This is a genomic window from Flavobacterium ginsenosidimutans (assembly GCF_003254625.1).
In the GTDB taxonomy this organism is placed as follows: domain Bacteria; phylum Bacteroidota; class Bacteroidia; order Flavobacteriales; family Flavobacteriaceae; genus Flavobacterium; species Flavobacterium ginsenosidimutans.
This window is the reverse complement of the sequence record NZ_QJRJ01000075.1, coordinates 59,467-82,624: the sequence shown is the minus strand read 5'-3', so window position 1 is coordinate 82,624 and position 23,158 is coordinate 59,467. Positions and strand designations below refer to the sequence as shown.

The 23,158-nt window shown below is 32.6% G+C and carries 23 protein-coding genes; 11 read left to right on the top strand and 12 right to left on the bottom strand.

Features of this window, described 5'->3' with window-relative positions; all coding sequences use genetic code 11:
• Positions 1–26: 26 nt before the first annotated feature.
• Positions 27–182, bottom strand: a complete 156-nt coding sequence (locus tag DM444_RS23760) for a hypothetical protein (RefSeq protein ID WP_204251677.1) — start codon at positions 180–182, stop codon at positions 27–29.
• A gap of 51 nt (positions 183–233) precedes the next feature.
• Positions 234–380, bottom strand: a complete 147-nt coding sequence (locus DM444_RS10000; protein WP_111286167.1) for an rSAM-modified peptide — start codon at positions 378–380, stop codon at positions 234–236.
• Positions 381–1,064: 684 nt separating this feature from the next.
• Between DM444_RS10000 and DM444_RS09995 the strand changes: the two genes are divergently transcribed.
• The 3 genes from DM444_RS09995 (at position 1,065) to DM444_RS23995 (ending at position 2,972) form a co-directional block, all read left to right on the top strand.
• Positions 1,065–2,522 (top strand): vitamin K epoxide reductase family protein, encoded by a 1,458-nt coding sequence (locus tag DM444_RS09995; RefSeq protein ID WP_239455652.1) that lies wholly within the window; start codon positions 1,065–1,067, stop codon positions 2,520–2,522.
• Between the two features lie 63 nt (positions 2,523–2,585).
• Positions 2,586–2,768 carry a hypothetical protein gene (locus DM444_RS09990; protein WP_111286163.1) on the top strand — a complete coding sequence of 61 codons (183 nt, stop codon included), beginning with the start codon at positions 2,586–2,588 and terminating at the stop codon, positions 2,766–2,768.
• 69 nt (positions 2,769–2,837) lie between these two features.
• Entirely contained in the window at positions 2,838–2,972 is a 135-nt protein-coding gene (locus DM444_RS23995) for a hypothetical protein (protein WP_262510496.1), read from the top strand.
• 516 nt (positions 2,973–3,488) lie between these two features.
• Here DM444_RS23995 and DM444_RS09980 read toward each other — a convergent pair.
• Positions 3,489–3,797: a helix-turn-helix domain-containing protein gene (locus DM444_RS09980; protein WP_111286160.1), complete on the bottom strand. Its 309-nt coding sequence runs from the start codon at positions 3,795–3,797 to the stop codon at positions 3,489–3,491.
• A 198-nt stretch (positions 3,798–3,995) separates the two neighbouring features.
• Between DM444_RS09980 and DM444_RS09975 the strand changes: the two genes are divergently transcribed.
• The 6 genes from DM444_RS09975 to DM444_RS09950 all read left to right on the top strand — a co-directional run bounded on the left by DM444_RS09975 (position 3,996) and on the right by DM444_RS09950 (position 12,349).
• Positions 3,996–4,187 carry a hypothetical protein gene (locus DM444_RS09975; protein ID WP_111286158.1) on the top strand — a complete coding sequence of 64 codons (192 nt, stop codon included), beginning with the start codon at positions 3,996–3,998 and terminating at the stop codon, positions 4,185–4,187.
• A 75-nt stretch (positions 4,188–4,262) separates the two neighbouring features.
• Positions 4,263–5,369 (top strand): TlpA family protein disulfide reductase, encoded by a 1,107-nt coding sequence (locus DM444_RS09970; RefSeq protein ID WP_111286156.1) that lies wholly within the window; start codon positions 4,263–4,265, stop codon positions 5,367–5,369.
• A gap of 51 nt (positions 5,370–5,420) precedes the next feature.
• Positions 5,421–6,986 (top strand): vitamin K epoxide reductase family protein, encoded by a 1,566-nt coding sequence (locus DM444_RS09965; protein WP_111286154.1) that lies wholly within the window; start codon positions 5,421–5,423, stop codon positions 6,984–6,986.
• A 187-nt stretch (positions 6,987–7,173) separates the two neighbouring features.
• A complete protein-coding gene (locus DM444_RS09960) occupies positions 7,174–9,366 on the top strand; it encodes a peptidase domain-containing ABC transporter (protein ID WP_111286152.1) in 2,193 nt (730 codons plus the stop codon).
• A 2-nt stretch (positions 9,367–9,368) separates the two neighbouring features.
• Positions 9,369–10,658: an HlyD family secretion protein gene (locus tag DM444_RS09955; RefSeq protein WP_111286150.1), complete on the top strand. Its 1,290-nt coding sequence runs from the start codon at positions 9,369–9,371 to the stop codon at positions 10,656–10,658.
• A gap of 38 nt (positions 10,659–10,696) precedes the next feature.
• A complete protein-coding gene (locus tag DM444_RS09950; protein WP_111286148.1) occupies positions 10,697–12,349 on the top strand; it encodes a S41 family peptidase in 1,653 nt (550 codons plus the stop codon).
• Between the two features lie 52 nt (positions 12,350–12,401).
• On the opposite strand, the gene DM444_RS09945 is transcribed toward DM444_RS09950, so the two are convergent.
• From DM444_RS09945 to DM444_RS09935, 3 genes are all read right to left on the bottom strand, one after another.
• The gene (locus tag DM444_RS09945; protein ID WP_111286146.1) at positions 12,402–13,115 is read right to left on the bottom strand and encodes a tRNA1(Val) (adenine(37)-N6)-methyltransferase; all 714 of its coding nucleotides are present in this window, start codon (positions 13,113–13,115) and stop codon (positions 12,402–12,404) included.
• Between the two features lie 71 nt (positions 13,116–13,186).
• Positions 13,187–13,711 (bottom strand): ribosome maturation factor RimM, encoded by a 525-nt coding sequence (gene rimM, locus DM444_RS09940; protein WP_111286144.1) that lies wholly within the window; start codon positions 13,709–13,711, stop codon positions 13,187–13,189.
• A 15-nt stretch (positions 13,712–13,726) separates the two neighbouring features.
• Positions 13,727–14,284, bottom strand: a complete 558-nt coding sequence (locus DM444_RS09935; protein WP_111286142.1) for a 30S ribosomal protein S16 — start codon at positions 14,282–14,284, stop codon at positions 13,727–13,729.
• Positions 14,285–14,475: 191 nt separating this feature from the next.
• On the opposite strand from DM444_RS09935, the gene DM444_RS09930 reads away from it, so the two are divergent.
• The gene (locus DM444_RS09930) at positions 14,476–14,964 is read left to right on the top strand and encodes a DUF6252 family protein (protein WP_111286140.1); all 489 of its coding nucleotides are present in this window, start codon (positions 14,476–14,478) and stop codon (positions 14,962–14,964) included.
• Positions 14,965–15,078: 114 nt separating this feature from the next.
• The gene (locus DM444_RS09925; protein ID WP_111286138.1) at positions 15,079–15,429 is read left to right on the top strand and encodes an RNA recognition motif domain-containing protein; all 351 of its coding nucleotides are present in this window, start codon (positions 15,079–15,081) and stop codon (positions 15,427–15,429) included.
• Between the two features lie 126 nt (positions 15,430–15,555).
• On the opposite strand, the gene leuB is transcribed toward DM444_RS09925, so the two are convergent.
• The 6 genes from leuB to DM444_RS09895 form a co-directional block, all read right to left on the bottom strand.
• The gene (gene leuB, locus DM444_RS09920; protein WP_111286136.1) at positions 15,556–16,611 is read right to left on the bottom strand and encodes a 3-isopropylmalate dehydrogenase; all 1,056 of its coding nucleotides are present in this window, start codon (positions 16,609–16,611) and stop codon (positions 15,556–15,558) included.
• A gap of 108 nt (positions 16,612–16,719) precedes the next feature.
• The gene (locus tag DM444_RS09915) at positions 16,720–18,240 is read right to left on the bottom strand and encodes an alpha-isopropylmalate synthase regulatory domain-containing protein (protein WP_111286134.1); all 1,521 of its coding nucleotides are present in this window, start codon (positions 18,238–18,240) and stop codon (positions 16,720–16,722) included.
• Positions 18,241–18,479: 239 nt separating this feature from the next.
• Positions 18,480–19,076 carry a 3-isopropylmalate dehydratase small subunit gene (gene leuD, locus DM444_RS09910; RefSeq protein WP_111286132.1) on the bottom strand — a complete coding sequence of 199 codons (597 nt, stop codon included), beginning with the start codon at positions 19,074–19,076 and terminating at the stop codon, positions 18,480–18,482.
• Between the two features lie 165 nt (positions 19,077–19,241).
• Positions 19,242–20,636 (bottom strand): 3-isopropylmalate dehydratase large subunit, encoded by a 1,395-nt coding sequence (gene leuC / locus DM444_RS09905; protein WP_111286130.1) that lies wholly within the window; start codon positions 20,634–20,636, stop codon positions 19,242–19,244.
• 518 nt (positions 20,637–21,154) lie between these two features.
• Positions 21,155–22,075 carry a helix-turn-helix domain-containing protein gene (locus tag DM444_RS09900; RefSeq protein ID WP_111286128.1) on the bottom strand — a complete coding sequence of 307 codons (921 nt, stop codon included), beginning with the start codon at positions 22,073–22,075 and terminating at the stop codon, positions 21,155–21,157.
• A 265-nt stretch (positions 22,076–22,340) separates the two neighbouring features.
• Positions 22,341–23,144 carry an SDR family oxidoreductase gene (locus DM444_RS09895; RefSeq protein ID WP_111286126.1) on the bottom strand — a complete coding sequence of 268 codons (804 nt, stop codon included), beginning with the start codon at positions 23,142–23,144 and terminating at the stop codon, positions 22,341–22,343.
• Between the last annotated feature and the right edge of the window lie 14 nt (positions 23,145–23,158).

Here is a 23,158-nt window from a genome sequence, read left to right as displayed (position 1 = left end):
GATTGCTTTATATTTTATTTTTTTAATTAAGGTTTAACCACGCCACTTCCATTTCCTCCTCCGCCTTTTACAGGATTGTTAGGATCGGTAGGTTCATCCCCGCCGCCTCTTACTATTTTTTGAGCTTCTTTATTCAATTTTTCTATTTCGAAATCTGCGATTTTTAGTGAATTAGTTTTCATATCTTTCTTTTTTTGGATTGCTTTTATATCTTATTTTTTTAATTTGATTAATTAAGGATTAACCACACCACTTCCATTTCCACCACCACCTTTTACAGGATTGTTTGTGTCATTTCCTCCGCCTCTAATTGTTTTTTGGGCTTCTTTGCTTATTGTTTCTACTTTAAAATCTCCTAATGTTAATGTTGTATTTTTCATGTTTTTAAATTTTTATAGTTTAAATTTTTGTACTATTAATCTTTCATAAATATTTTTTTCAGCTTTATTAAATGCGACAAAAAGAGCGCTGAAAATTGGTTTATGCTAAAAGTTTTTTTGGGTTTTATTTTGGTCAAAAGCAGTAAAAAATCGAATCTTATTTGTGAGGTAAAACTTTCAAATTATGGTCTGCTTTTTGCTTTTAGGGGAGTTTTTTGCTGCTGATTTGAGGTGTTTTTTGACGATTTGAAGCCGTTTTTTAAACCTCTTTTTTATGATTTTTGTTCTTCAAAATCATAAGTTTTTCTTGTCCTTATTTTCATGTTTTTCGATGTTTAGATTATTACTTATCCAAAACTAGAGAAAAAGCGAAACCGTTAATCGAAAATGGGCTCTGTGAGCTTTTTAGAAAGAAAAAATAAGCGTAATCATTTGGTATACAATAGTTTGTAATGTGTACTATACTTGGTATAATTTATAAATTGTATGTGGTATAATTAATAAAATGTATGTGTTTATGCGATTTTTATCAATAAAAACACCAATATTTGCAGTGTAATTATGATTTAAAAACGATCAAAAACGATGCTAAAACTGGTCCAAAAATTTCTACAAATCAATCGATACTCAGACATAAAAAATGAGTTCAAGGATCTGTTTTTGTCTCATCCAAACTATCCGAGTTTGTTTGCCATTACAGACTCGTTTGATTTGCTTTCGGTAGAGAACGCAGCGGTGAGAGTTTCGAAAGAACAAATAGTAGATTTACCACCTAACTTTTTGGCGTATTTTAAAGATGAATTAATTCTTGTAGAAAAGATTAAAAATGGTGTTCGCATTACAACATCAAAAAAAGGAAGTCAGAAATTATCTTATGACAATTTCCTTTTAGATTGGAATGGAGTTATTGTAGCGATCGAACCAAATAATGTTGTTGCAAGAGAAAATTTAAAAGTAGAGTACAATTGGATAAAATATTTTTTACCGCTTTTACTTTTAACAGGATTGTCATTTTTTTATAATGGCTACAATTTATTAAGTTCTGTTTTTTTAGTGACTTCTGTAATAGGTTTAATTGTAAGCATTTTTATTGTGCAACAGAAATGGGGAGTCAAAAATACTGTGATTTCTAAATTCTGTAATTTAAGTTCTAATTCTTCTTGTCATTCAGTTATAAGCTTCAATGATGATATAGCTAATAAATGGTTGAGCTTTTCAGATTTACCATTATTATTCTTTAGTTCTAGTATCATTGCCATCTTAGTAGCGCCAGCAAGCTCTGCTGTATTTGTTGGATTTTTAAGCCTTTTGGCAATTCCATTAGTAGTTTGTTCTATTTGGATCCAAAAATTTGAAATTCAAAAATGGTGTGTAATGTGTTTAGCAGTTTCATTTATCATTTTAATTCAGAGTATTGCTTGGTTTTCATCAGATCTTTTTACGTTAAGTTTTAGCTTAAATACTATTTTTCCTTATGTGTTTTCTCTTTTGCTTTTAATTCCGATCTGGGCTGTAGTAAAAGTGATGATCAAGAATATGTTAGACAATGAAAACTCATTAAAAGAGCTTAAAAAATTTAAAAGAAATTATTCTCTATTAAATTTCTTATCTAAAAAAGTAAAATATACAAAAGGATTTGAAGATTTGAGAGGTTTAACTTTTGGAAACAAAAGTGCATCTGTTAGACTTTCTGTGATTCTAAGCCCAAGTTGTGGACATTGTTATAAAACTTTTCAAGAGGCATTTGAATTGGTAATGAAGTTTCCAGATAAAATTTATTTAAACGTTCTTTTTAATATTAATCCAGAAAACAACGATAACCCTTATAAGGCAGTTGTTGAAAGACTTTTAACGATAAACAGAACAACTCCAGGGAAAACTGTTGAAGCGATTTCAGATTGGTACATTAAAAGAATGATACACAAGAAATGGCTTAAAAAATGGAATGTTGATTCTGTAAGTATGATGATAAGCCAAGAAATTCAAAAACAATACGATTGGTGTTCAATGAATAATTTTAATTATACACCGGTTAAAATTGTAAATGAAAGGCTGTTTCCGAACGAATATGAATTGAATGAGTTGAAATATTTCTTAAATGATTTTGTAGACGAAGTTCAAGTATTAGAAAAAATCGCATAAGTAAGAACAAGAGTTCTGCTTTGGAAAATAAAAATAATATTAACCCCACTAATACCTGCAGTTATGTTAAAGAATATTTTGAAATTGAAAGGTGCAGTAGAATTAACTGCTAATGAGCAAAAAACAATGAACGGAGCTAGCACTCCTATTTGTGATGACGGATTTAAAGCTAAAAGATGTACAGAATTTGGAACAGTACCAGCTTATTGGAACTGCATACCAAGTAACTATGTTGGAAGCTGTTAAGATTAGATTTTTGAGCAGCAACTTTTTTACAGATTTGAGGCTCAAACCCGAAAACGTAAATAACCAGTTATGTTAGAAAAAATTTTAAAGAGCAAAGAAACTAAGAAACTGACTAAAAAAGAGCAGAAAAACATTTTAGGTAGTGAATTTTCAACTGAACTAAATTGTGATGATGCTACGGTCGAAAAATATTATGCTTGCTAATTTGAATATATAAATAGTAACAGAGAGTAAAACCTCTGTTACTATATATAAAATGGTATTAAATATGCTAAAGAAAATTCTAGATCTAAATGGTGCTCAGAGTATTAGCAAGAGTGAGCAGAAAAACATGAAGGGCGGAATTCCAGAATGTTGGATTTATGCATTAGAAGCAGGATGCTTTTTAATACCACCAGGCGAAACTTGTCCGCTAAATACATCATCCGGTATTTGTGATACAAGTCGTCTTTGTTGTTGAATTTTTAACTTTTTTAAAAGTAATACGATATAGCCTTATTTAGAATTTAGTCATGTTTTTTTTGAATGTATAGGCGCTCGATCGTGGAACATTGAGCATATTCTCAGTATTGATGATTGGTACTGAGATTCTTAGGAGTTGGCCGCCGCGTTAATTTTATTTGGTTAGGGTAAACCGCGGCCATGTCCTAAAGAAATTGTGTTGCTAAAAATTTGTTTATAAATACTGAAACAGAGAAGATTTAGGTCTTCTCTGTTTTTTTATTTGCCTAGTTGTCTTCTTAAAAGAGAATTCTCTTCTTCTAGTTTTTGATTGTATTTACTAATAATCTCTATAATATTTAGATATAAAGTGTGGTCCTTCTCCTTATCTTGAGAAATATCATCTTTAAGTTCATCAACATCTTTGCCTAAAATTTTTGCAAATTGCATCCATTCATTTTCTCGTATTCGAGATACTCCTCTTTCTTTTTTAGAATAGGTTGTCTGCTCCATGGCAAGCATGTCAGCCATCTGTTTTTGCGAGAACCCTTTTTCTTTTCTGGCTTTTACTAGATTTTTATGTAACATAATATTTAGGAAAATAAATAAGCAATTTACAGTTATTTCTTAATAATTTTCACTCTATTTCAAAAATATCCTAAAAAATTCCTAAGAAATTTCTTTCTTTATTTAAAGAATTAACGATTTTTGAAAAATTAAAAGGGAGTATTTGTTTTTAAAGGCATTCCTTTTAATAAAAAATATCAATAACTAAAGAATAAGAAAATGAAAAGATTGCAAAAAATGGGTCTTGAAAATGTAAAGAAATTGTCAAGAGAAGAAATGAGAATTATTACAGCAGGAAAGTATGTTGAAAGACAAGGAGGTGTTTGTGTATCGACAAGTTCTTGCAGTTCGGGTTGTGCAGTTACTTCCGATGGAGAAACTGGGGTGTGTGACAACTGCTGTTACGCGTAGCATTGAAAATATTGTAATGTGAATTATAGTTTCACTACTAGCATAGTAGTGAAACTTATTTTTTAAGTAGTAAAGATGTCAAAAAAAATTATTATACTTTTTGCCTTATGTTTTAGTCTTTTGAATTATAGTCAGACAGCCGTTAAATTGCACGGAACTATTTTGACAAAAGACAATATTAACGATACAATATGTTTTGTTCCAGAAGCTTTTTTAGATAAAAAATACTATTCAAATGAAACTTTTAAAGCTAAAATTATTAATAACGAGTTTAATTTAAATTTTCGGTCTTATTATCCGCAAATGTATGTGTTGAACTTAAATAGTGAAAAGAATAATGGAAAATTTAGAATTGATTGCTTTTTTATTGACTCTAGTACGACAAAGATTAGTTTTGATTCTAACTATAAATTAAGTGTATCAAATGGGAAAACTAACACAGAGTTTTTGAAAAAATTCTTGCCTTATATTTTTAAGAATAGAAAAGAAAATCTCCATTTTTACAAATTTGATGAAAGTTTAGATGTGCGACTTTGTAACTACATTGAAGAGAACCCTGATTCATATGTTGCTTTATGGTTTTTAATTGGAAGATTTAATAAAGAAGGGCATACTGAATTGTATGAAAAATGTATGAAATCTTTTTCGCAAAAAATGAAGGCTCAGCCACTTTGGAAAATTTTAAATGAAGAGTTTGCTGAAATAAGTATAAAAGAAAATTATAAATTTCCAGAGATACTTTTAAAAAATATTGATTTAGAACCTGAAGCATTACAAGTGCCTGAATCAGAATATACTTTGATTGATTTTTGGTTTAGTCGTTGTCGCCCTTGTCTAGAAGAACTTCCAAAATGGATTGACCTTTATGAAAAATATAATTCAAGGGGCTTGAATATAATTAGCATTTCTACAGATAAGACAGAAAATGTAAAAAACTATTGGCAAAAACGAGTAGTCGAAAAAAAAATACCTTGGAAAAATTATTTAGATGAGAACGCTACTTTTGCGACCAAAGAAAAAATAGTTTCTTTTCCCACCAATTATTTGTTGAATAATAAAGGTGAGGTTATTAAAAAAAATGTTACTCCTGAAGAACTAGAAAAATTATTAATTGAAGCTTATAAAATTAAAAGTTATTTTGATAATTATATTACACAACCTTCAGTGCTTATTAAGAATTAAGCAATGTACACTGCTAATTTTTCATAAATAAAAGTGTAAACATCCTTCATAATGATTATGACTAATTTTGATTATCTTTTTCAATACTTAGAAAAAGAAAATATATCTATAGATAAAACCGAATTTCTGTTTCAAGTTCAATCACATCCTGATTATCCTACATTGCTTTCAATATCAGATACGCTTACTTTTTTTGATGTTGAAAATGGTGTTCTAAAGTTAGATTTTGATTCTTTTGAATTTTTGCCAAATCGATTTGTTACTTTTTTAGATGATTCTAGCCAATTATATTTAGTCGAGAGAACTCAAGATCATACATATATTTACTTTGATTCAAATAAAATAAAAAGTTTAGATCTCTTTCAATTGAAAAATAATTGGAGAGAAATAGTGTTTTTGGTTGAAAAACCTGAAACAGAAATTATTGAAAAAAGTAATAGAAAAAGAATCCAACTTCTTTTTCCGGCATTATGTACAATTTTACTTTTTGTTGTTTTATTTTTATTAAAAGTAGATTTAAAAGTCTATTTGTTTTTTATATTTCCAACAGTAGGAATTATTTTTTCAATTGCATCATTAAAGAATTTATTTGGTACAAAAAGTGATTTCTTTAATAATTTTTGCAACATTTCTTCTACATCAAGTTGTTCAGATGTTTTAAGCTCAAAAAAATGGAAACTATTCGAATATATAAATTTGAGTGATGTAAGCTTTGTGTTTTTTGTGTTTCAATTTTTTCTGTTTTTCTTTTCAATCATTATAAATTCTATAATTGATTTTTTTCAAATTCAAAAAATATTTTTATCACTGGCCATACCTTTAATATTGCTTTCAATTTACTATCAAATGAAAATTGAAAAAAAATGGTGTCCAATATGCTTATCCATAAGTTTGATCCTTATTGTTGAATTGGTTTTTATTCATTTGTTATTTAACGGTGATAGCAGGTTATCAATAAATTATATTTCAATAACTGCTTTAAATTTTTCCTTGGTTTCATATGGGTGGTATATTGGTAGAGATTCATTAACTGAGCATAAAAATTTGAAGGAATTTCAATTAAAGGCAAATCGTTTTATGAGAAATTATCTCCTGTTTAAAAGTTCCTTACTGTCCAAACCAAAGGTTGAATTAGTAAATAGCCCGATTGTTTTAGGAAATGATAGTTGCAAAACAGAAATTACAATAATTACAAGTCCATTTTGTGGCCATTGTAAAACTGCTCATTTTATTTTAGAAAAAATTTATGAATCTCATAGAGAAAATATCAAGATTAAAATTATCATAAACACAAATATTGATAATCAAACAGAAAAGAAAAAGGTTTTTTTTAGAACTTTACTATCAATCTATTTACAAAAAGGTGAGAGAGAATTTATAGACGCTCTTAATTATTGGTTTAATAATCAGAGTATAGAGTTATGGTTGGAAAAATATAAGATGAAATACAATCAGGAACAAATAGATTATTTATACAGAGTATCTAATATTTGGTGTGAACAAAATAGATTTACTTTTACACCAGCAATATTTATAAACGGATATATTTACCCAAAAACTCATTATAGGGAAGACTTAAAATTTTACATCAATGAAATTATAGAAGATGAGCTTTGAGTCAAAACTAAAATTAATAATAATTATTTATCACTTCAATAAACTAAAAAAGACTATAAAAGCGCATTAAATCAGTGACTTATAGTCTTGATTGGTGTTTTGTTTTAATTTAAATTTACTTTTTATTTCTTTTTCTTTAAGTCAGGAAATTTATTGTTAAATTGCTTTTGATTTAATTAATTTAAAATTGAAAAAATTCACTCATTATAGACAAGCAGATAATAAAGATTGCGGGCCAACATGTTTAAAAATTATTGCTAAATATTACGGCAAGACAATCAATATTCAGGAGTTGAGAGATTTTAGCGAAACAACTCGTGAAGGAAGTAATTTGCTTTTTCTGAGTGATGCCGCCGAAAAAATCGGATTTCGAACTTTAGGGGTAAAATTGTCTGTAACAAGAATTGAAGAAGCTCCTTTGCCATGTATTCTTCATTGGAATAAAGACCATTACGTTGTACTTTATAAAATAAAAAAAGGCAAATATTATATTTCAGATCCTGCTTTTGGACTTTTAGAATACAATAAAGAAGAGTTTGTGAAATTTTGGATCGGGAATAATGCCGATGACCAGACAAAAGAAGGAATTGCACTTTTAATTGAAGCTACGCCAAAATTCTTTGAATCTGATTTCGAGAAGGAAGAAAACTCTGGTTTAGGACTTGGTTTTCTTTCTAAATATTTATTCCAATACAAATCATTCCTGATCCAGTTAGCTATCGGACTTCTGGCAAGCAGTTTACTCAATTTAATCTTTCCGTTTTTAACGCAGAGCATAGTCGATGTGGGGATTCAGAACCAGAATATCCATTTTATTTATCTGATTCTCTTTGCTATGCTTTTCATCTTTGCAGGAAGAACTGGATTGGAACTAATCAGGAGCTGGATTCTACTTCATTTATCCACTAGAATCAATATTTCGCTCATATCGGATTTCTTTATCAAATTAATGAATCTGCCAATTTCCTTTTTTGATGTGAGGATGACAGGAGATATCATGCAGCGAATTAACGACCACCGCCGAATCGAAAAAATACTGACCACATCTTCTTTAAATGTGCTTTTCTCTGTGATTAATATGTTTGTAATGGGTGCAGTTTTAGCCTATTTCAATCTGCAGATATTTTTGGTCTTTTTTGCAGGAAGCGTACTTTATTTTGTTTGGATAGTTTTGTTTCTGAAAAGAAGAGAAGCTTTAGATTATAAACGTTTTGCAGAAGTGTCCAACGAACAGAGCAAAGTGATGGAGCTGATAAACGGAATGCAGGAAATAAAACTCCATAATGCCGAAAAGCAAAAACGTTGGGGCTGGGAATATGTTCAGGCAAGACTTTTCAGGGTTTCAATAAAAGGCTTGGTTTTAGAACAGACACAGACAATAGGCTCTTCGGTAATCAACGAGCTCAAAAATATTTTCATCATTCTGCTTTCGGCAAAACTAGTTATAGATGGTTCTATTACACTAGGGATGATGCTGGCAATAAGTGCCATTGTAGGAAGTTTAAACGGCCCTGTTACGCAATTAATAGAATTTGTGAGAGAACTGCAGGATGCTAAAATATCTCTTGCCAGACTGTCTGAAATTCATCAGAAAGATGATGAAGTACAGCAGGAAGTTCATCAGACGAATGAAGTGCCTCAAAATGTCGATATTGAAATTAAAAATCTTTCTTTTAGATACTTGGGTTCAGATGTTCCAGTTTTAGATGATTTAAGTCTGATAATTCCAGCCAATAAAGTAACCGCAATAGTTGGCGTTAGCGGAAGCGGAAAAACAACTTTAATGAAACTGCTTCTGAAATTTTATGAACCCGAAAAAGGAGAAGTTTTAATAGGAAACGCGCAGCTTAAAAATATATCTCAGAAAGCATGGAGATCTAATATTGGGGCTGTAATGCAGGAAGGTTTTATTTTCAGCGATACAATTGCCAATAATATTGCTTTTGGAGTGGATCATATTGATAAAGAGAGATTAATGTATGCTGCAGATGTTGGCAATATTAAAGAATACATCAGCGGACTTCCTTTGAGTTTTAATACCAAAATTGGAGCAGAGGGAATAGGAATGAGCACTGGACAGAAACAGCGTCTGCTGATTGCAAGAGCAGTTTATAAAAACCCTGAGATTTTATTTTTTGATGAAGCCACTTCGGCTTTAGATGCCAATAATGAAAAGGAGATTATGAAGAAGCTGGATATCTTTTTTAAAGATAAAACGGTTGTGGTTATTGCACACCGATTGAGCACTGTAATGAACGCCGACCAGATTGTGGTTTTAGATAAGGGGAAAATTATCGAAATCGGAAGCCATTCGGCATTAGTGGAACAGAAGGGTAATTATTTTGAACTGGTTAGAAACCAGCTGCAATTAGGGAATTAATTATGACAGAAGACTCATTTGAATTAAGAAGCGAAGAGGTTCAGGATATCCTGACCAAAGTGCCGCATTGGATGATACGATGGGGAACCGTTTTGATATTTGCTATTATCATAATGCTGTTTTTTGTGTCCTGGTTTGTCAAATATCCCGACGTTGTAAGTACTGAAATTGTTATTACCACTAATATTCCGCCAGAGAAAATAGTATCGAAATCTTCGGGACGTATCGAAGCGATTTTAGTAAAAGATAAAACACAGATTGCTAAAAACAGCACGCTGGCAATTATTGAAAATACGGCGAATTACAAAGATGTTTTTCTGCTGAAAAAGATTGTGGATGCTTATGATATTAATAATCCTGAAAAAGCTTTTCCTTTTGCATCATTAAAAAATACGCAATTGGGTGAAATTGAAAGTGCTTTTGCGGTTTTTCAGAAAGATTATCAGGCGCAGCAATTGAATGAAAGTCTGCATCCTTTTGAAATCGAAAGCAGGGCGCAGAGTTCGGAGAAAATTCAAATTAAGGAAAGGCTGGATATTTTACAGCAGCAAAAGCTCTTGAACGAAAGCGAATTGGAACTTCAGAAAAACGAAATTGCCCGTTTTGAAGTGCTATTTAACAAAGGAATTATTTCTGCGCAGGAAATGGAAGCTAAAAAGCTTGGCTATCTTCAGGCACAAAAGAGTTATAGAAGCCTTCTTTCGTCGATTTCCCAATTAAGGTCCTCTTTGATTGACAATACAAAATCGAGCCAGAATTCGCAGATAAATAGCACAAAAGAAGAAGTTAACTTAGGGCGTAATGTAGCACAATCCTTTTATCAGCTGAAAAAAGTCATAAAAGACTGGGAATTGGCTTATACACTTAAAACTTCGGTAAGCGGCGTGGTTACTTTTCTGCAGGTTTGGAATGAAAACCAGACTATCAATGTCGGCGATAATGTTTTCTCTATAATTCCAGATGCTAAAAATACTTTTATTGGAAAAGTAAAAGCTCCAGCTTTAAATTCAGGAAAAATAAAAGTAGGACAAAGAGTCAATATTCGTTTAGCAAATTATCCTGACAGGGAATTTGGTGTTTTAAAAGGCGAAATCAAAAATATTTCATTAGTGCCAGATAAAGATGGAAACTTGCTTCTTGACGTTGCGCTTCCAAACGGATTAAAAACCTCTTATAACAAACAAATTAACTTTCAGCAGGAAATGAAAGGAAGCGCAGAAATTGTAACCGAAGATCTGCGTTTAATTGAACGAATCCTGTATCAGTTTAAGAACATTTTTGAACAAGTTTAATACTAATTCTAATTAACCTAAACCCCAAAACTAAATCAATGAAAAAAACACTACTTGTTGCTTTTGTATTATTATTTCAATTTTCTTTTTCAAAACCAATTACCGAAACTCAAAAGTTGGCAGCAACTTGCAAAGTTTGGGGCTTTTTAAAATACTATCATCCAAATGTTGCTGATGGAAGTAAAAACTGGGATGAACAATTATTTCAAATTCTGCCAAAAGTAGAAGAGGCTCAGACTTCTGAAGCTTTTTCTCTTGTTATAGAAAATTGGATTGATTCTTTGGGGGAAATTAAAAAACAGGAATCTTTAAAACCTGTTGTAAAAAAAGAATATTTTGATAAAAACTTCGATTTGTCGTGGGTCAATAATAAAGAATTGTTCTCAAAATCACTTTCGAAAAAATTGAAATTTATTGAAGAAAATAGAATTCAGGAAAAACAGTATTATGTTGCTTATGAATTTGGCAGTAATGGCCCTCCATTACAATTTAAAAATGAAGTAAAATATGCTGATTTTAAATGGACTGATAAAAACTTACGTCTTTTAGCCCTTTTTAGATATTGGAATTACATCGAATATTTCTTTCCATATAAATATCAAATGGATGAAAATTGGGATAAAGTATTAAATGAAATGCTGCCAAGATATTATAAGCCAGAATCTGAAAAGGATTTTACTTTGGCAATGCGCGAGATCTCTGTAAAGCTAAATGATACTCACGCCGCGACTAGTATGGCTCAATTGTCGGACTATTTTGGAGATAAATTTATCCCTGTTGATGTTACAATTATTGATCAAAAAGTCGTTGTTATAGGTTTGAAAAATGACTCTTTGGCAAAAGTCAGCGATCTTAGAATTGGAGATGTAATTACAAAAGTAGAAGGAAAAACGATTGCCCAGCTTTTAAAAGAAAATTCGAAATATGTTGAAGGGTCAAATGAACCTTCGGTTTTAAAAAATGCCTATTGGGCAATCTTTAATGGAAAAACACCAACTTTCGAGATTGAATTCATCCGAGATGGAAAAACAGCGGTAAAAACAATAAATCGATACAAATATCAAGATTTAAAAATTCAATTTCCTGATCAGGAAAAATGGAAAATTCTGGAAGGAAATATTGGATATGTAAATTTTGGAGAAGTTAAAGAAGAAGATCTTCCAAATTTGATAGCAGCACTTAAAAATACAGTTGCTATAATTTTTGATGATAGGAAAAGACCTCATGATGTAATATATCCGCTTGCAGATTGGCTTAATCCTGAACCTGTAGAATATGTGAAGTATGTAGATCCAGACGTTAATTATCCAGGTCGTTATATTTGGAGAAAAGAGGAAGAAAAAATTGGAAAGGTTAATCCAGATAATTATAAAGGAAAAGTAATTGTTTTAGTTGATGAAAATGCAGTTAGTCATGCTGAACATGCAGCAATGGCACTACAGACCGTCCCTAAATCGACTATTATTGGTTCTCAAACAGGAGGCGCAGATGGTGCAAATACAAGATTTTTGATCATTAAAGGATTTTCTTCGTCGTTTACTTGTTACGGAGTTTTTTATCCAAACAAAAAAGAAGTACAACGTATCGGAATTGTTCCAGATATAGAGGTGAAACCAACGATTTTAGGAATTCAGCAAGGAAAAGATGAGGTTTTGGAAAGAGCAATTCTTTTTGCTAAAAAAGGGAAATAGAAAATCTAAATAAGAATCTTTGTCAAAGCTTTAAACTTTGACAAAGATGTTTTTACATCTTTAAATAAAAATCTTTAGTAAGCTCAATATATTCTGGAGTATAAACGTGTCTGTCAATTTCGATTGTCAATTCATCAATTTCAATTCCAGAAACTTCATTTCGGCTAAAAGCCAATAAACTGCGTTTGATTTCTGATTTTGGAGTTCCTTTTACGCGAGTAATCTTTAATGGAAACAATTCTGCTTCTTTTGCAAGAGCAATGAATTTTTCTTCTTCTTTAAAAGGAATAATTAAAGCAAATATTCCATTTTCTGAAAGTAATAAATCGGCAGCTTCGACTAATTCTTCAAAAGGCATTGCATCTTGAAAACGAGCTAAATCACGTTGTTCGCTTTCTGTTTTATAATCTTCAGCATAAAAAGGCGGATTCGAAACGATTAAATCGTATTCGTCTTCTGGTTCATCAATAAATTCATCTAAACCAGCATGAAAACAAAATAGTCGATCGCCCCAAGGAGAACTTTCAAAATTTTCTACGGCTTGCTCGTAAGCGTCTTCATCAATTTCAAGCGCATCAATTTGTTCTGCATGAGTTCGTTGAGCGAGCATTAAAGCAATAATTCCAGTTCCAGCGCCAACATCTAAAACACTAAACGGATTATGATAAATAGGTGACCAAGCACCAAGTAAAACACCATCTGTGCCAACTTTCATAGCTGTTTTATCTTGTTTTATAGAAAATTGTTTGAAACTAAATGTTGACATTTCTAAAAATTAAAAAATAAAAATTTACGAAAAGTAATGACTGAAAACTGTGACTGAGACTGATTACTAGATTATAGATACATCTCAATAAGACCTTCAGGAAGATCCATGATTACTTTTTTGTTCTCGCGATCGATTTTTACAAGAAACTGATCAATCATCGGAACTAAGATTTCAACTTCGCCATTTAAAACTTCAAAAAGAGGCTGTGCAGTTGAATCATTAATAGAAGTTATTTTTCCAAAAATGCCTAAACGTTTGTCTTCAATTTCGAAACCAATAACTTCATGGAAGTAGAATTTGTTACCAGTAAGTTTTGGTAACATAGTTAAAGGAAGATAAATAGGACTGCCAAGAAGAGCATCTGCATCTTCTTCGGTATTTACATCTTCAAAACGAACTCTTAAAAAGTCGTTTTTGTGTAATGAACTTGTTTCAATAAAAAAAGGAACCAAGTGTTTGTTGCTTTCAACAAACACTGATTCCAGATTTTCGTATAACTCAGGTTCATCTGTGTCTAAATAGACCAAGACTTCACCCTTGAAACTAAATTTTTTAGCGATTTTACCTAAATAAAAACAATCTTCTTTACGCATTATCGCTAAGTAAAATTATGCTTCAGTTGTTTCGTTATTCTCTTCAGCAGCAGGAGCTTCTTCTGTAGCTTCAGCAACTTCTTCAGCAGCCTCTTCTGTAGCAGCGGCAGCAGCTTCAGCTTGTGCAGCAGCAGCATCAGCAACACGTTTAGCGTTAACTTCTTGCTCAGCTTTTAAAGCTTTTGCTTTCACATCAGCTTTTGCTTTAGATAAACCTTCTTTTTTAGCATCAACTTTTCCAGCTTTTGATTCTAACCACGCAGTTAATTTAGCATCTGCTTGCTCTTGTGTTAAAGCACCTTTACGAACTCCTCCATCAAGGTGGTGTTTCAATAAAGCACCTTTGTAAGAAAGGATAGCTCTTGCAGTATCAGTTGGTTGTGCACCATTGTGTAACCATTTAACTGCGCTGTCAAGGTTTAACTCAACAGTTGCTGGGTTAGTGTTTGGATTGTAAGTACCGATTTTTTCTAAGTATTTACCATCTCTTTTTGAGCGTGCATCTGCAGCTACTACCCAGTAAAAAGGTTTTCCTTTTTTACCGTGTCTTTGTAATCTAATTTTTACTGACATAATCTTACTGATTAAATTTTGAGGTACTCGACCTCTGTTAATTAAGGGCGCAAAGATATAATTTTTTTATGAAAAACACGTTTTAAAAAAGATTAAATATATTTGGATTGTTTTTTTAGCATTTTTTTGACTTTTTAATTTAAGTATTTAGCTCTTAATGCGATACTTTTGCACCAACATTCATTTTAAATATGAAAAAATACTTTTACTTTTTATCACTTTTACTTTTAGTTGCATCTTGTACAGAGGATATAAGATTTAACAATCCAGCTTTTCAAACCTTAAAAGATAATACTTTTTGGAGGGCTCGGGCTTATAATTCTGGAATACAGACGAATGGGGTTTTTGTTGTTGAAGGTTCTTTAGGCTACGAACAAATAAGTTTACAGCTTCCTGAGCCAGCTGTAAAGACCTATATCTTAGGTGATAATGATGTTACAAAAGCCACTTATAAAAATACTTACAAAGGACAAGAAGAAGAATTTAGTACAGGAACAGATAAAGGAAACGGGGAAATTGTTGTTACAGAATATAATACAACTGATAATACTATTTCAGGAACGTTTAAATTTACAGCTATTAATGCTGATGCCGATGCCGAAAAGCAAACATTGCATTTTACAGAAGGTGTTTTCTATAAAATACCAGTAACACCGGGAAGTAACTTCACTATTAATTAGGTTTTTGGTTTAAATATTTCTTTGTCAAATCCAAATAAAAACTTAAATAAATTAATATTATAGTAGTTTAGAGATAAATAAGGTTACATTTGTTCCTATTATAAAAAATAATTTATGAATATTTTCGTGGGAAGCCTTCCATTCAGTATTGAGGAAGCAGATTTAAGAGAGTCTTTTGAGGCTTATGGAACAGTTGACTCTGTTAAGATTATTACTGATAAATTTACAGGAAGAAGTAAAGGATTTGGTTTTGTTGAAATGCCAAATGATGCAGAGGGCCAAAAAGCAATTGACGAATTAAACGGAGCTGTTGTTTCGGGACGTACAATTGTTGTAAATAAATCTGAGCCAAAACCAGAAGGCGAAAGAAGAAGCTTTAATAGCAACAACCGCGGAGGAAACAATCGTGGAGGTTTTGGAAACAACCGTGGCGGAGGAGATCGCGGAAACAGAAGAGAATATTAATATTTTTTTTCTAAAATATAAAAGGGATCAACGAAAGTTGATCCCTTTTTTTTGTTTTTTGTAGAGACGCACCGCAGTGCGTCTAATATAACGAGAAGACGCACTGCAGTGCGCCTCTACGATTTCTTATACATTCGCAGCTAACCAGTCACCAACTTCTTTAGTGCCGTATGCTTTGCCTCCATCTGCTAAATCTTCAGTAACTACTCCAGCTTCTAAAGCTTTATTTACAGCATCTCTCATTGCTTTTCCTTCTTCCATTAATCCGAAGTTTTCGAACATCATAGCAGCAGATAAAACAGTAGCCATTGGGTTTGCAATGTTTAATCCTGTAGCTTGCGGGTATGAACCGTGAATAGGTTCGAATAAAGATACTTCAGCTCCCATAGAAGCAGAAGGCATTAATCCCATTGAGCCTGAAATTACAGAAGCTTCATCCGTTAAGATATCTCCGAATAAGTTTTCAGTAATTAATACATCATAAGAGTTTGGCCATTGAACCAAACGCATTGCTACAGCATCAACAAATTCGTAGCTAACTTCAACTTCTGGATAGTCTTTTTCCATTGCTTGAACCGTTTCTCTCCACAAACGTGAAGTTTCCAAAACGTTTGCTTTATCAACGCAACATAATTTTTTAGAACGAGTCATAGCTAATTCGAAACCTTTTTTAGCTAAACGCTGCACTTCTGTTCTTGTGTAAACACAGTTGTCAAAAGCTGTATCTCCGTTATCTTTTCTTCCTTTTTCTCCAAAGTAAATTCCACCAGTTAATTCTCTTAAGAAAACTAAGTCAGTTCCTTCAATTCTTTCTCTTTTTAAAGGAGATTTATCTAATAAAGAAGGGAATGTGAAAGTTGGTCTTACGTTTGCAAACAAGCCTAATGCTTTACGCATTTTTAGCAAACCTTGTTCTGGGCGAACTGGCGCAGAAGGATCGTTATCGTATTTAGGGTGACCGATTGCTCCAAAAAGAACAGCATCAGCATTTTTACAAACTTCGTGCGTTGAATCTGGATAAGGTTCTCCTACTGCATCAATTGCAGCTGCTCCAGTTAAAGCTGGTTTCCAAGTAATTTCATGTCCATATTTTTGTGCAATAGCATCTGATACTTTTACTGCTTGCTCAATTACTTCTGGTCCGATTCCGTCTCCGGCTAAAAGGGCAATGTTTAATTTCATTCTATATTTATTTTTTAAGGTTCAGAGGTACAAAGGTTCAGAGGTTTTGGGATGAAAACTCTATTTTTAGCCTTTGTCCCTTTGTTCCTCTGAACCTTTGTTCCTATATTAAGTAACTATATTCAACATTTTCTGCGTTGCAATAATCGCTGCAACAGTTTGATCTGAATCTAGTCCGCGGGTTTTGAATTCTTTTCCGTTGTTTACCCATGTAATAATGGTTTCACACAATGCATCAGAACTACTTCCTGGAGGGATTCTTACTGCATAATCGATCAATTTTGGAAGCGTTAATTTTTTGCTTTTGTAAATCTTCGATAAAGCATTCATAAAAGCATCAAACTGACCGTCTCCCTGTGCATTTTCTTCGATTATTTCTCCGTTTAAATTTAAAGATAAAGTCGTAGATGGGCGCATTCCTTTAGAATGAACCAGCATATAAGAATTTATAGTTATTTTTTCTTCATAAGTATGACTGTCCAAAACATCCGAAATAATGTATGGAAGATCTTCCTTAGTTACGGTTTCTTTTTTGTCACCCAATTCGATAATTCTTTGGGTAACCAATTTCAAATCTTCGTTGTTTAGTTTTAATCCTAATTCCTGAAGATTCTTTTCGATATTGGCTTTTCCAGAAGTCTTTCCAAGAGCGTATTTTCTTTTTCTTCCAAAACGTTCTGGAAGAAGATCATTAAAATATAAATTGTTTTTGTTGTCTCCATCGGCATGAATTCCAGCTGTCTGCGTAAAAACATTATCGCCGACAATTGGTTTGTTGGCAGGAATTCTATATCCAGTAAAAGTCTCAACCAGTTTGCTTACAGAATACAATGAGGTTTCTTTCACATTGATTTTTACTTGTGGTAAATAATCGTTGATAACAGCAACAGTACTTTCAAGAGGCGCATTTCCAGCGCGTTCTCCCATTCCGTTTACGGTTACATGAAGCCCGTTGATTCCAGCTTTTATCGCTTCCATAACATTGGCAACGCTTAAATCGTAGTCGTTATGAGCGTGGAAATCAAAGTGAATGTTTGGATATTTTGCTTTTATGTTTGAAATAAATTCAAAAGCCAAAGAAGGAATTAAAACTCCTAAAGTGTCTGGAAGTAAAATTCTTTTGATTGGCTGAGTGGATAAAAACTCTAGAAATTGAAAAACATATTCAGGAGAATTTCTCATTCCGTTGCTCCAGTCTTCCAAATAAACATTGGTTTCGATATTGTTTTCTTTTGCTAAAGCAATGATTTGAGCGATTTCAGAAAAATGCTGTTCGGGTGTTTTTTTTAACTGATGCGTTAAGTGATTCATTGAACCTTTGGTCAATAAATTTTGCACTTTGGCACCGGCCTTTTTCATCCAGTCGATTGAAACGCCTCCGTCAACAAACGTTAGCACTTCAATTCGGTCAATATAGCCTCTTTCTTCAGCCCATGAAGTAATGCCTTTTACGGCTTGAAATTCTCCTTCGCTCACTCGCGCCGAAGCAATTTCGATTCTATCAATATTTAATTCCTCCAACAACAATTGCGCAATGGTTAGTTTTTCCGCAGCAGAAAAAGATACTCCTGAGGTTTGTTCACCATCACGAAGTGTCGTATCCATTATTTCAATTTTTCTTTTTTCCATATTGATGTTTCTAACGGGTCGGATATTATTAACATCCTATTTAATTTTGACGCTGATTTTACGTATTCGTTTTGCGAAGACGCTGATAAAACGGATTTTTTTATATTGAATAGAATAAAATCCGTGTCAATCCGCGCTTTTGCGAAAATAAATCAGTTTCATCCGCGTCCTATTATTCTAGAAAGACCCGACTGGTTTTTGAAACCTGTCGGGTCTAATATCCTGAATGAGATTTCTATTTAGTAAGGAAGTTTATCAGCAAAAGCTTTAATATCTTCCTTCATATCTTGTAAGTAATCAATGTCGTCAAAACCATTAATCATATTGTTCTTTTTGTAACCGTTGATAGCAAAAGATTCTTGCTGACCAGTCGACAATAAAGTAATTGTTTGGTTTGGAAGATTGATTTCTAATTCTGTTTTAGGATCAGCTTCAATCGCTTTGAAAATAGTTTCAGCAAATTCCGGGCTAATTTGTACTGGCAAAACACCAATATTCAAACAGTTTCCTTTAAAAATATCTGCAAAGAAACTAGAAACTACAGCTCTAAAACCGTAATCGTAAACTGCCCATGCAGCGTGTTCTCTAGAAGATCCAGAACCGAAGTTTTTTCCTCCAACTAAAATTTTTCCAGAATAAGTAGAATCATTTAAAACGAAATCTGCTTTTGGAGTGTCGTCTCCGTTGTATCTCCAGTCTCTAAAAAGGTTGTCTCCAAAACCTTCACGTTTTGTAGCTTTTAAGAAACGAGCTGGAATGATTTGATCTGTATCAACGTTCTCAATTGGCAGTGGCACTGCACTGCTGGTAAGTATATTAAATTTATCGTATGCCATTTTTTGGAATTTTAGATTTTAGATTTTAGATTTTAGATTTTCTTTTGAAAACTTAAAACACAGAATCTAAAATGTTTTGTTTTAATAATGTTAGTTAATTTTATTTTGAAGAAATTTAGATGAAGATTACACAAAGTGAGAAATCTAAAATCTAAAATCTCCAATCTAAAATAATTCTCTCGGGTCAGTTAGTTTTCCTGTAACAGCAGCTGCAGCAGCCATAATTGGACTTGCTAATAAAGTTCTTGAACCAGGACCTTGACGACCTTCAAAGTTTCTGTTTGAAGTACTTACAGCGTATTTTCCAGCAGGAACTTTATCGTCGTTCATTGCTAAACAAGCTGAACAACCCGGCTGACGTAATACGAAACCAGCTTCAGTCAAAATATCTAAAATACCTTCTTCTTTAATCTGAGCTTCAACAACGTGAGAACCTGGAACCAACCAAGCCGTAACATTATCTGCTTTTTTTCTTCCTTTTACAATTTCAGCGAAAGCTCTAAAATCTTCAATACGTCCATTTGTACAACTTCCCAAGAAAACATAATCGATTTGTTTTCCAATCATTACGTCATCTTCGTGGAAGCCCATGTAAGCTAAAGATTTTTTGTAAGTCTCCTCACCACCTTCAACTTGGTTTGCACTTGGGATATGTTTTGTGATACCAATTCCCATTCCTGGGTTTGTACCATAAGTAATCATTGGTTCGATATCTTCAGCTTTGATGTTTAATTCGGCATCAAACACAGCATCAGTATCTGTTTTAAGAGTTTTCCAATATTCAACAGCTTTTGTCCAAGCTTCTCCTTTTGGAGCATAAAGTCTTCCTTCTAAGAAATCGAAAGTAGTTTGGTCAGGTGCAATCATTCCTCCACGAGCACCCATTTCGATACTTAGGTTACAAACTGTCATACGACCTTCCATAGTCATGTTTTCGAAAACATCACCAGCATATTCAACAAAATATCCTGTACCTCCAGAAGTAGTTAACTGAGCAATAATATAAAGTGCAACGTCTTTTGGGCCAACCCCTTTACTTAATTGTCCGTTTACGTTGATACGCATCTTCTTTGGTTTAGGCTGCATAATACATTGAGTAGAAAGCACCATTTCAACCTCAGAAGTTCCGATACCAAAAGCGATAGCTCCAAAAGCACCGTGAGTAGAAGTATGAGAATCCCCACATACAATAGTAGCACCTGGCAAAGTAATTCCGTTTTCAGGACCAACTACGTGTACAATTCCATTTTTTTGGTGACCTAATCCCCAGTGCGAAATTCCGTATTCGTTTGCATTGTCTTCAAGAGCCTGAAGCTGATTAGCAGAAAGCGGATCCTGAACTGGTAAATGTTGGTTTATGGTTGGTGTATTGTGGTCGGCAGTTGCAAAAGTACGTTGTGGGTATAAAACGTTAACGCCTCTTGACTTTAATCCTAAAAAAGCAACAGGACTCGTAACTTCATGAATGAAATGGCGGTCAATAAAAAACACATCTGGTCCATCTTCAATTTTACGCACTACATGTGAATCCCATACTTTGTCAAATAATGTCTTACTCATTTTTTATTTTTTTTAATTGTAATTTCTATAACCACAGCAATTTCCTGTTCATTATAATAGCAAAACAAAAGTAAAAAAAGATAAAAAAGCGTCAATTTCAATATTTCATTATATACGATACCCAAACTAATTTACAAATTGCCAAATGGCTTTTGCAGACTAAAATTTGAAAGAAAAATGATTAAGAAACTGATTTAGCTTTTCTTTTTCGGCTTTAATTTTTCTTGTTTGATTTTTGTTTTAATAGTTTGCAAATTTATCTCAAAATCAATATAAAATATAAGGATTTGATTGAAAAAATCTAACAAAATGAATAAAAATAGTAATAATTGTTAGTTTTGATTTCTTTGTGAAAAGGTTGCTTTTAAGGTTTTTTGAAGCCTTTAAGAGAGTTTTTTGGGCGTTATTTAGATTGAATAAAACACCAAAATACTACGACATCCAAGAGGTATATTTTTATGAAATTTTATGATTTTTTAAGGCTGAAATTGATTTTTTGAGAGTAGTACTTTTAAAAATTAATTCAGGGAGTTTTTAAATTCTAATGGAGTAAGACTCGTTTTCTTTTTGAATAATTTACTGAAAGATTGCGGATACTCAAAACCTAATTGATAAGCAATTTCTGCTACCGAAAGATTAGTCGTAATCAGAAAATCTTTTGATTTTTCTATTAATTTCGAATGAATATGCTGTTGCGCATTTAATCCAGTTAAATTACGAAGCATATCACTAAGATAATGACTTGAAACGTTAATCTGTGAAGCAAGAAATTCTACCGTTGGCAATCCTTTTTTCAAGGTTTCTGCATTGCTAAAGTAGTTATCCAGAGTTTCTTCGACTTTTAATAATAAATCGTGACTGATGGTTTTTCTGGTTATGAACTGGCGTTTGTAGAAACGATTGCTGTAATTCAGCAGAACATCAATATAAGAGACAATCACATCTTGGCTCATTTCGTCTATTGCGGTATTGAGTTCGTTTTCGATACTCTGCAATAATCCAATAATAATTGTTTTTTCACTATCAGAAAGATGCAGCGCTTCATTGGTATCATAAGAAAAGAAGCCATATTTTTTGATGCTTTTTCCCAAAGGATAATTTCGAATAAAATCAGGATGAAATAAAAGTGTATAACCACCATATTCAGCGCCTTCCTCATTTTCAGTAAAAATTAACTGAGTTGGGGAAGCAAACATAAGTCCGCCTTCGTTGAAATCATAATAGCCTTGACCGTAGCCCATTTTTCCGTTGGTCGAAAACTTATAAGATACCTTATAAAAATCAAGTAAAAAAGCATGATTGGCCAAATCTTCATTTATGACCAATTGTGTATTGTCTACCAAACTCACCATCGGATGAAGCGGTTTTGGCAATCGAAGCAAGTCATGAAACTGCGATATAGAAGAGATTTTTTCCGGATTATTGTTTTTCTTTTCCATGATATAAAAATAAGAAAATTAAAAGACTAATGAGGTATTATGAAAAGTATTGAACAATCTCTTTAGCTTCGGAGAAGCGAAATATCTATAGAAATCATATTTAATATTGATCGCAAAGCTCCAGCGGAGCGAAATATTTTAATACTGTATTTCGCTCCGCTGGAGCTCTTTTTCATCTGTATGCTTGAAGTTCTATAAATATTTAGCTCCGCTGGAGCTTAATAAAATAACGTTCAAGCTTCTTGGATTGCCTCATCAGGAATTATTATGAACCTAAAAACTGTTTTCCAAATTCAGTGCGGAAAGTTTCAGCGCCTAATTCTAATCGTTGTTTGTAAAGTGCTTTTGCATCTTCTCCGGCAACATATCTTAGCTGATTTTTTCCATCGGTTGCAGCTTCATAAACCACATCAGCAATTTGCTCTGGAGTTGATGCCATTTCAAACATCGTGTCAACACTTGCAAACATGCTGTTGGTCATAGCCTCATATTCAAGTTTTGCTCCTGTGTCAAGAGAACCGTGTAAAAATTCAGTTTTAATACCGCCCGGAGAAACCGTTTTAATATGTACACCAAACGGATTTAATTCGTAAGCCATACTTTCGCTCCAGCCTTCCAATCCCCATTTTGTAGCGTGGTAAACAGATCCTAAAGGGAAAGCGATTAATCCGCCAATAGAAGTTGTTGAGATAAATAAACCGCTTTTTCTTTCTCTGAAATACGGAATAAAAGCATTGGTAACACGAATAACTCCTAATAAGTTAGTGTTTAATTGTTTGATGATTTGATCGTCAGAAAGACTTTCTAAAGGGCCAATTAACCCATAACCTGCATTATTAAAAACGATATCAATGTCGCTTAGTTCCAATGCTTTTTTTACTGTAGTTTGTATCTGATCGTAATTGGTAACGTCCAAAGGTAAAAGCGTTACGTTTTTTAATTGAGAAAGTTCAGTTTCTTTTTCTGGAGTTCTCATCGTAGCAATTACATTCCATCCTTTTTCGTGGAATAATTTTGCTGTTGCTTTTCCTAAACCTGATGATGCGCCTGTGATAAAAATTGTTTTCATGATTATTGTTTTTT

Coding starts and splice junctions, on each gene's coding strand:
- DM444_RS09895 (WP_111286126.1), bottom strand. CDS start 23,144: ATGAAAACAATTTTTATCACAGGCGCATCATCAGGTTTAGGAAAAGCA.
- DM444_RS09965 (WP_111286154.1), top strand. CDS start 5,421: ATGATTATGACTAATTTTGATTATCTTTTTCAATACTTAGAAAAAGAA.
- DM444_RS10000 (WP_111286167.1), bottom strand. CDS start 380: ATGAAAAATACAACATTAACATTAGGAGATTTTAAAGTAGAAACAATA.
- leuC (WP_111286130.1), bottom strand. CDS start 20,636: ATGAGTAAGACATTATTTGACAAAGTATGGGATTCACATGTAGTGCGT.
- rimM (WP_111286144.1), bottom strand. CDS start 13,711: ATGCGTAAAGAAGATTGTTTTTATTTAGGTAAAATCGCTAAAAAATTT.
- DM444_RS09970 (WP_111286156.1), top strand. CDS start 4,263: ATGTCAAAAAAAATTATTATACTTTTTGCCTTATGTTTTAGTCTTTTG.
- leuD (WP_111286132.1), bottom strand. CDS start 19,076: ATGGCATACGATAAATTTAATATACTTACCAGCAGTGCAGTGCCACTG.
- DM444_RS09925 (WP_111286138.1), top strand. CDS start 15,079: ATGAATATTTTCGTGGGAAGCCTTCCATTCAGTATTGAGGAAGCAGAT.
- DM444_RS23760 (WP_204251677.1), bottom strand. CDS start 182: ATGAAAACTAATTCACTAAAAATCGCAGATTTCGAAATAGAAAAATTG.
- leuB (WP_111286136.1), bottom strand. CDS start 16,611: ATGAAATTAAACATTGCCCTTTTAGCCGGAGACGGAATCGGACCAGAA.
- DM444_RS23995 (WP_262510496.1), top strand. CDS start 2,838: ATGTTAGAAAAAATTTTAAAGAGCAAAGAAACTAAGAAACTGACTAAA.
- DM444_RS09955 (WP_111286150.1), top strand. CDS start 9,369: ATGACAGAAGACTCATTTGAATTAAGAAGCGAAGAGGTTCAGGATATC.
- DM444_RS09915 (WP_111286134.1), bottom strand. CDS start 18,240: ATGGAAAAAAGAAAAATTGAAATAATGGATACGACACTTCGTGATGGT.
- DM444_RS09930 (WP_111286140.1), top strand. CDS start 14,476: ATGAAAAAATACTTTTACTTTTTATCACTTTTACTTTTAGTTGCATCT.
- DM444_RS09980 (WP_111286160.1), bottom strand. CDS start 3,797: ATGTTACATAAAAATCTAGTAAAAGCCAGAAAAGAAAAAGGGTTCTCG.
- DM444_RS09950 (WP_111286148.1), top strand. CDS start 10,697: ATGAAAAAAACACTACTTGTTGCTTTTGTATTATTATTTCAATTTTCT.
- DM444_RS09900 (WP_111286128.1), bottom strand. CDS start 22,075: ATGGAAAAGAAAAACAATAATCCGGAAAAAATCTCTTCTATATCGCAG.
- DM444_RS09990 (WP_111286163.1), top strand. CDS start 2,586: ATGTTAAAGAATATTTTGAAATTGAAAGGTGCAGTAGAATTAACTGCT.
- DM444_RS09945 (WP_111286146.1), bottom strand. CDS start 13,115: ATGTCAACATTTAGTTTCAAACAATTTTCTATAAAACAAGATAAAACA.
- DM444_RS09935 (WP_111286142.1), bottom strand. CDS start 14,284: ATGTCAGTAAAAATTAGATTACAAAGACACGGTAAAAAAGGAAAACCT.
- DM444_RS09975 (WP_111286158.1), top strand. CDS start 3,996: ATGAAAAGATTGCAAAAAATGGGTCTTGAAAATGTAAAGAAATTGTCA.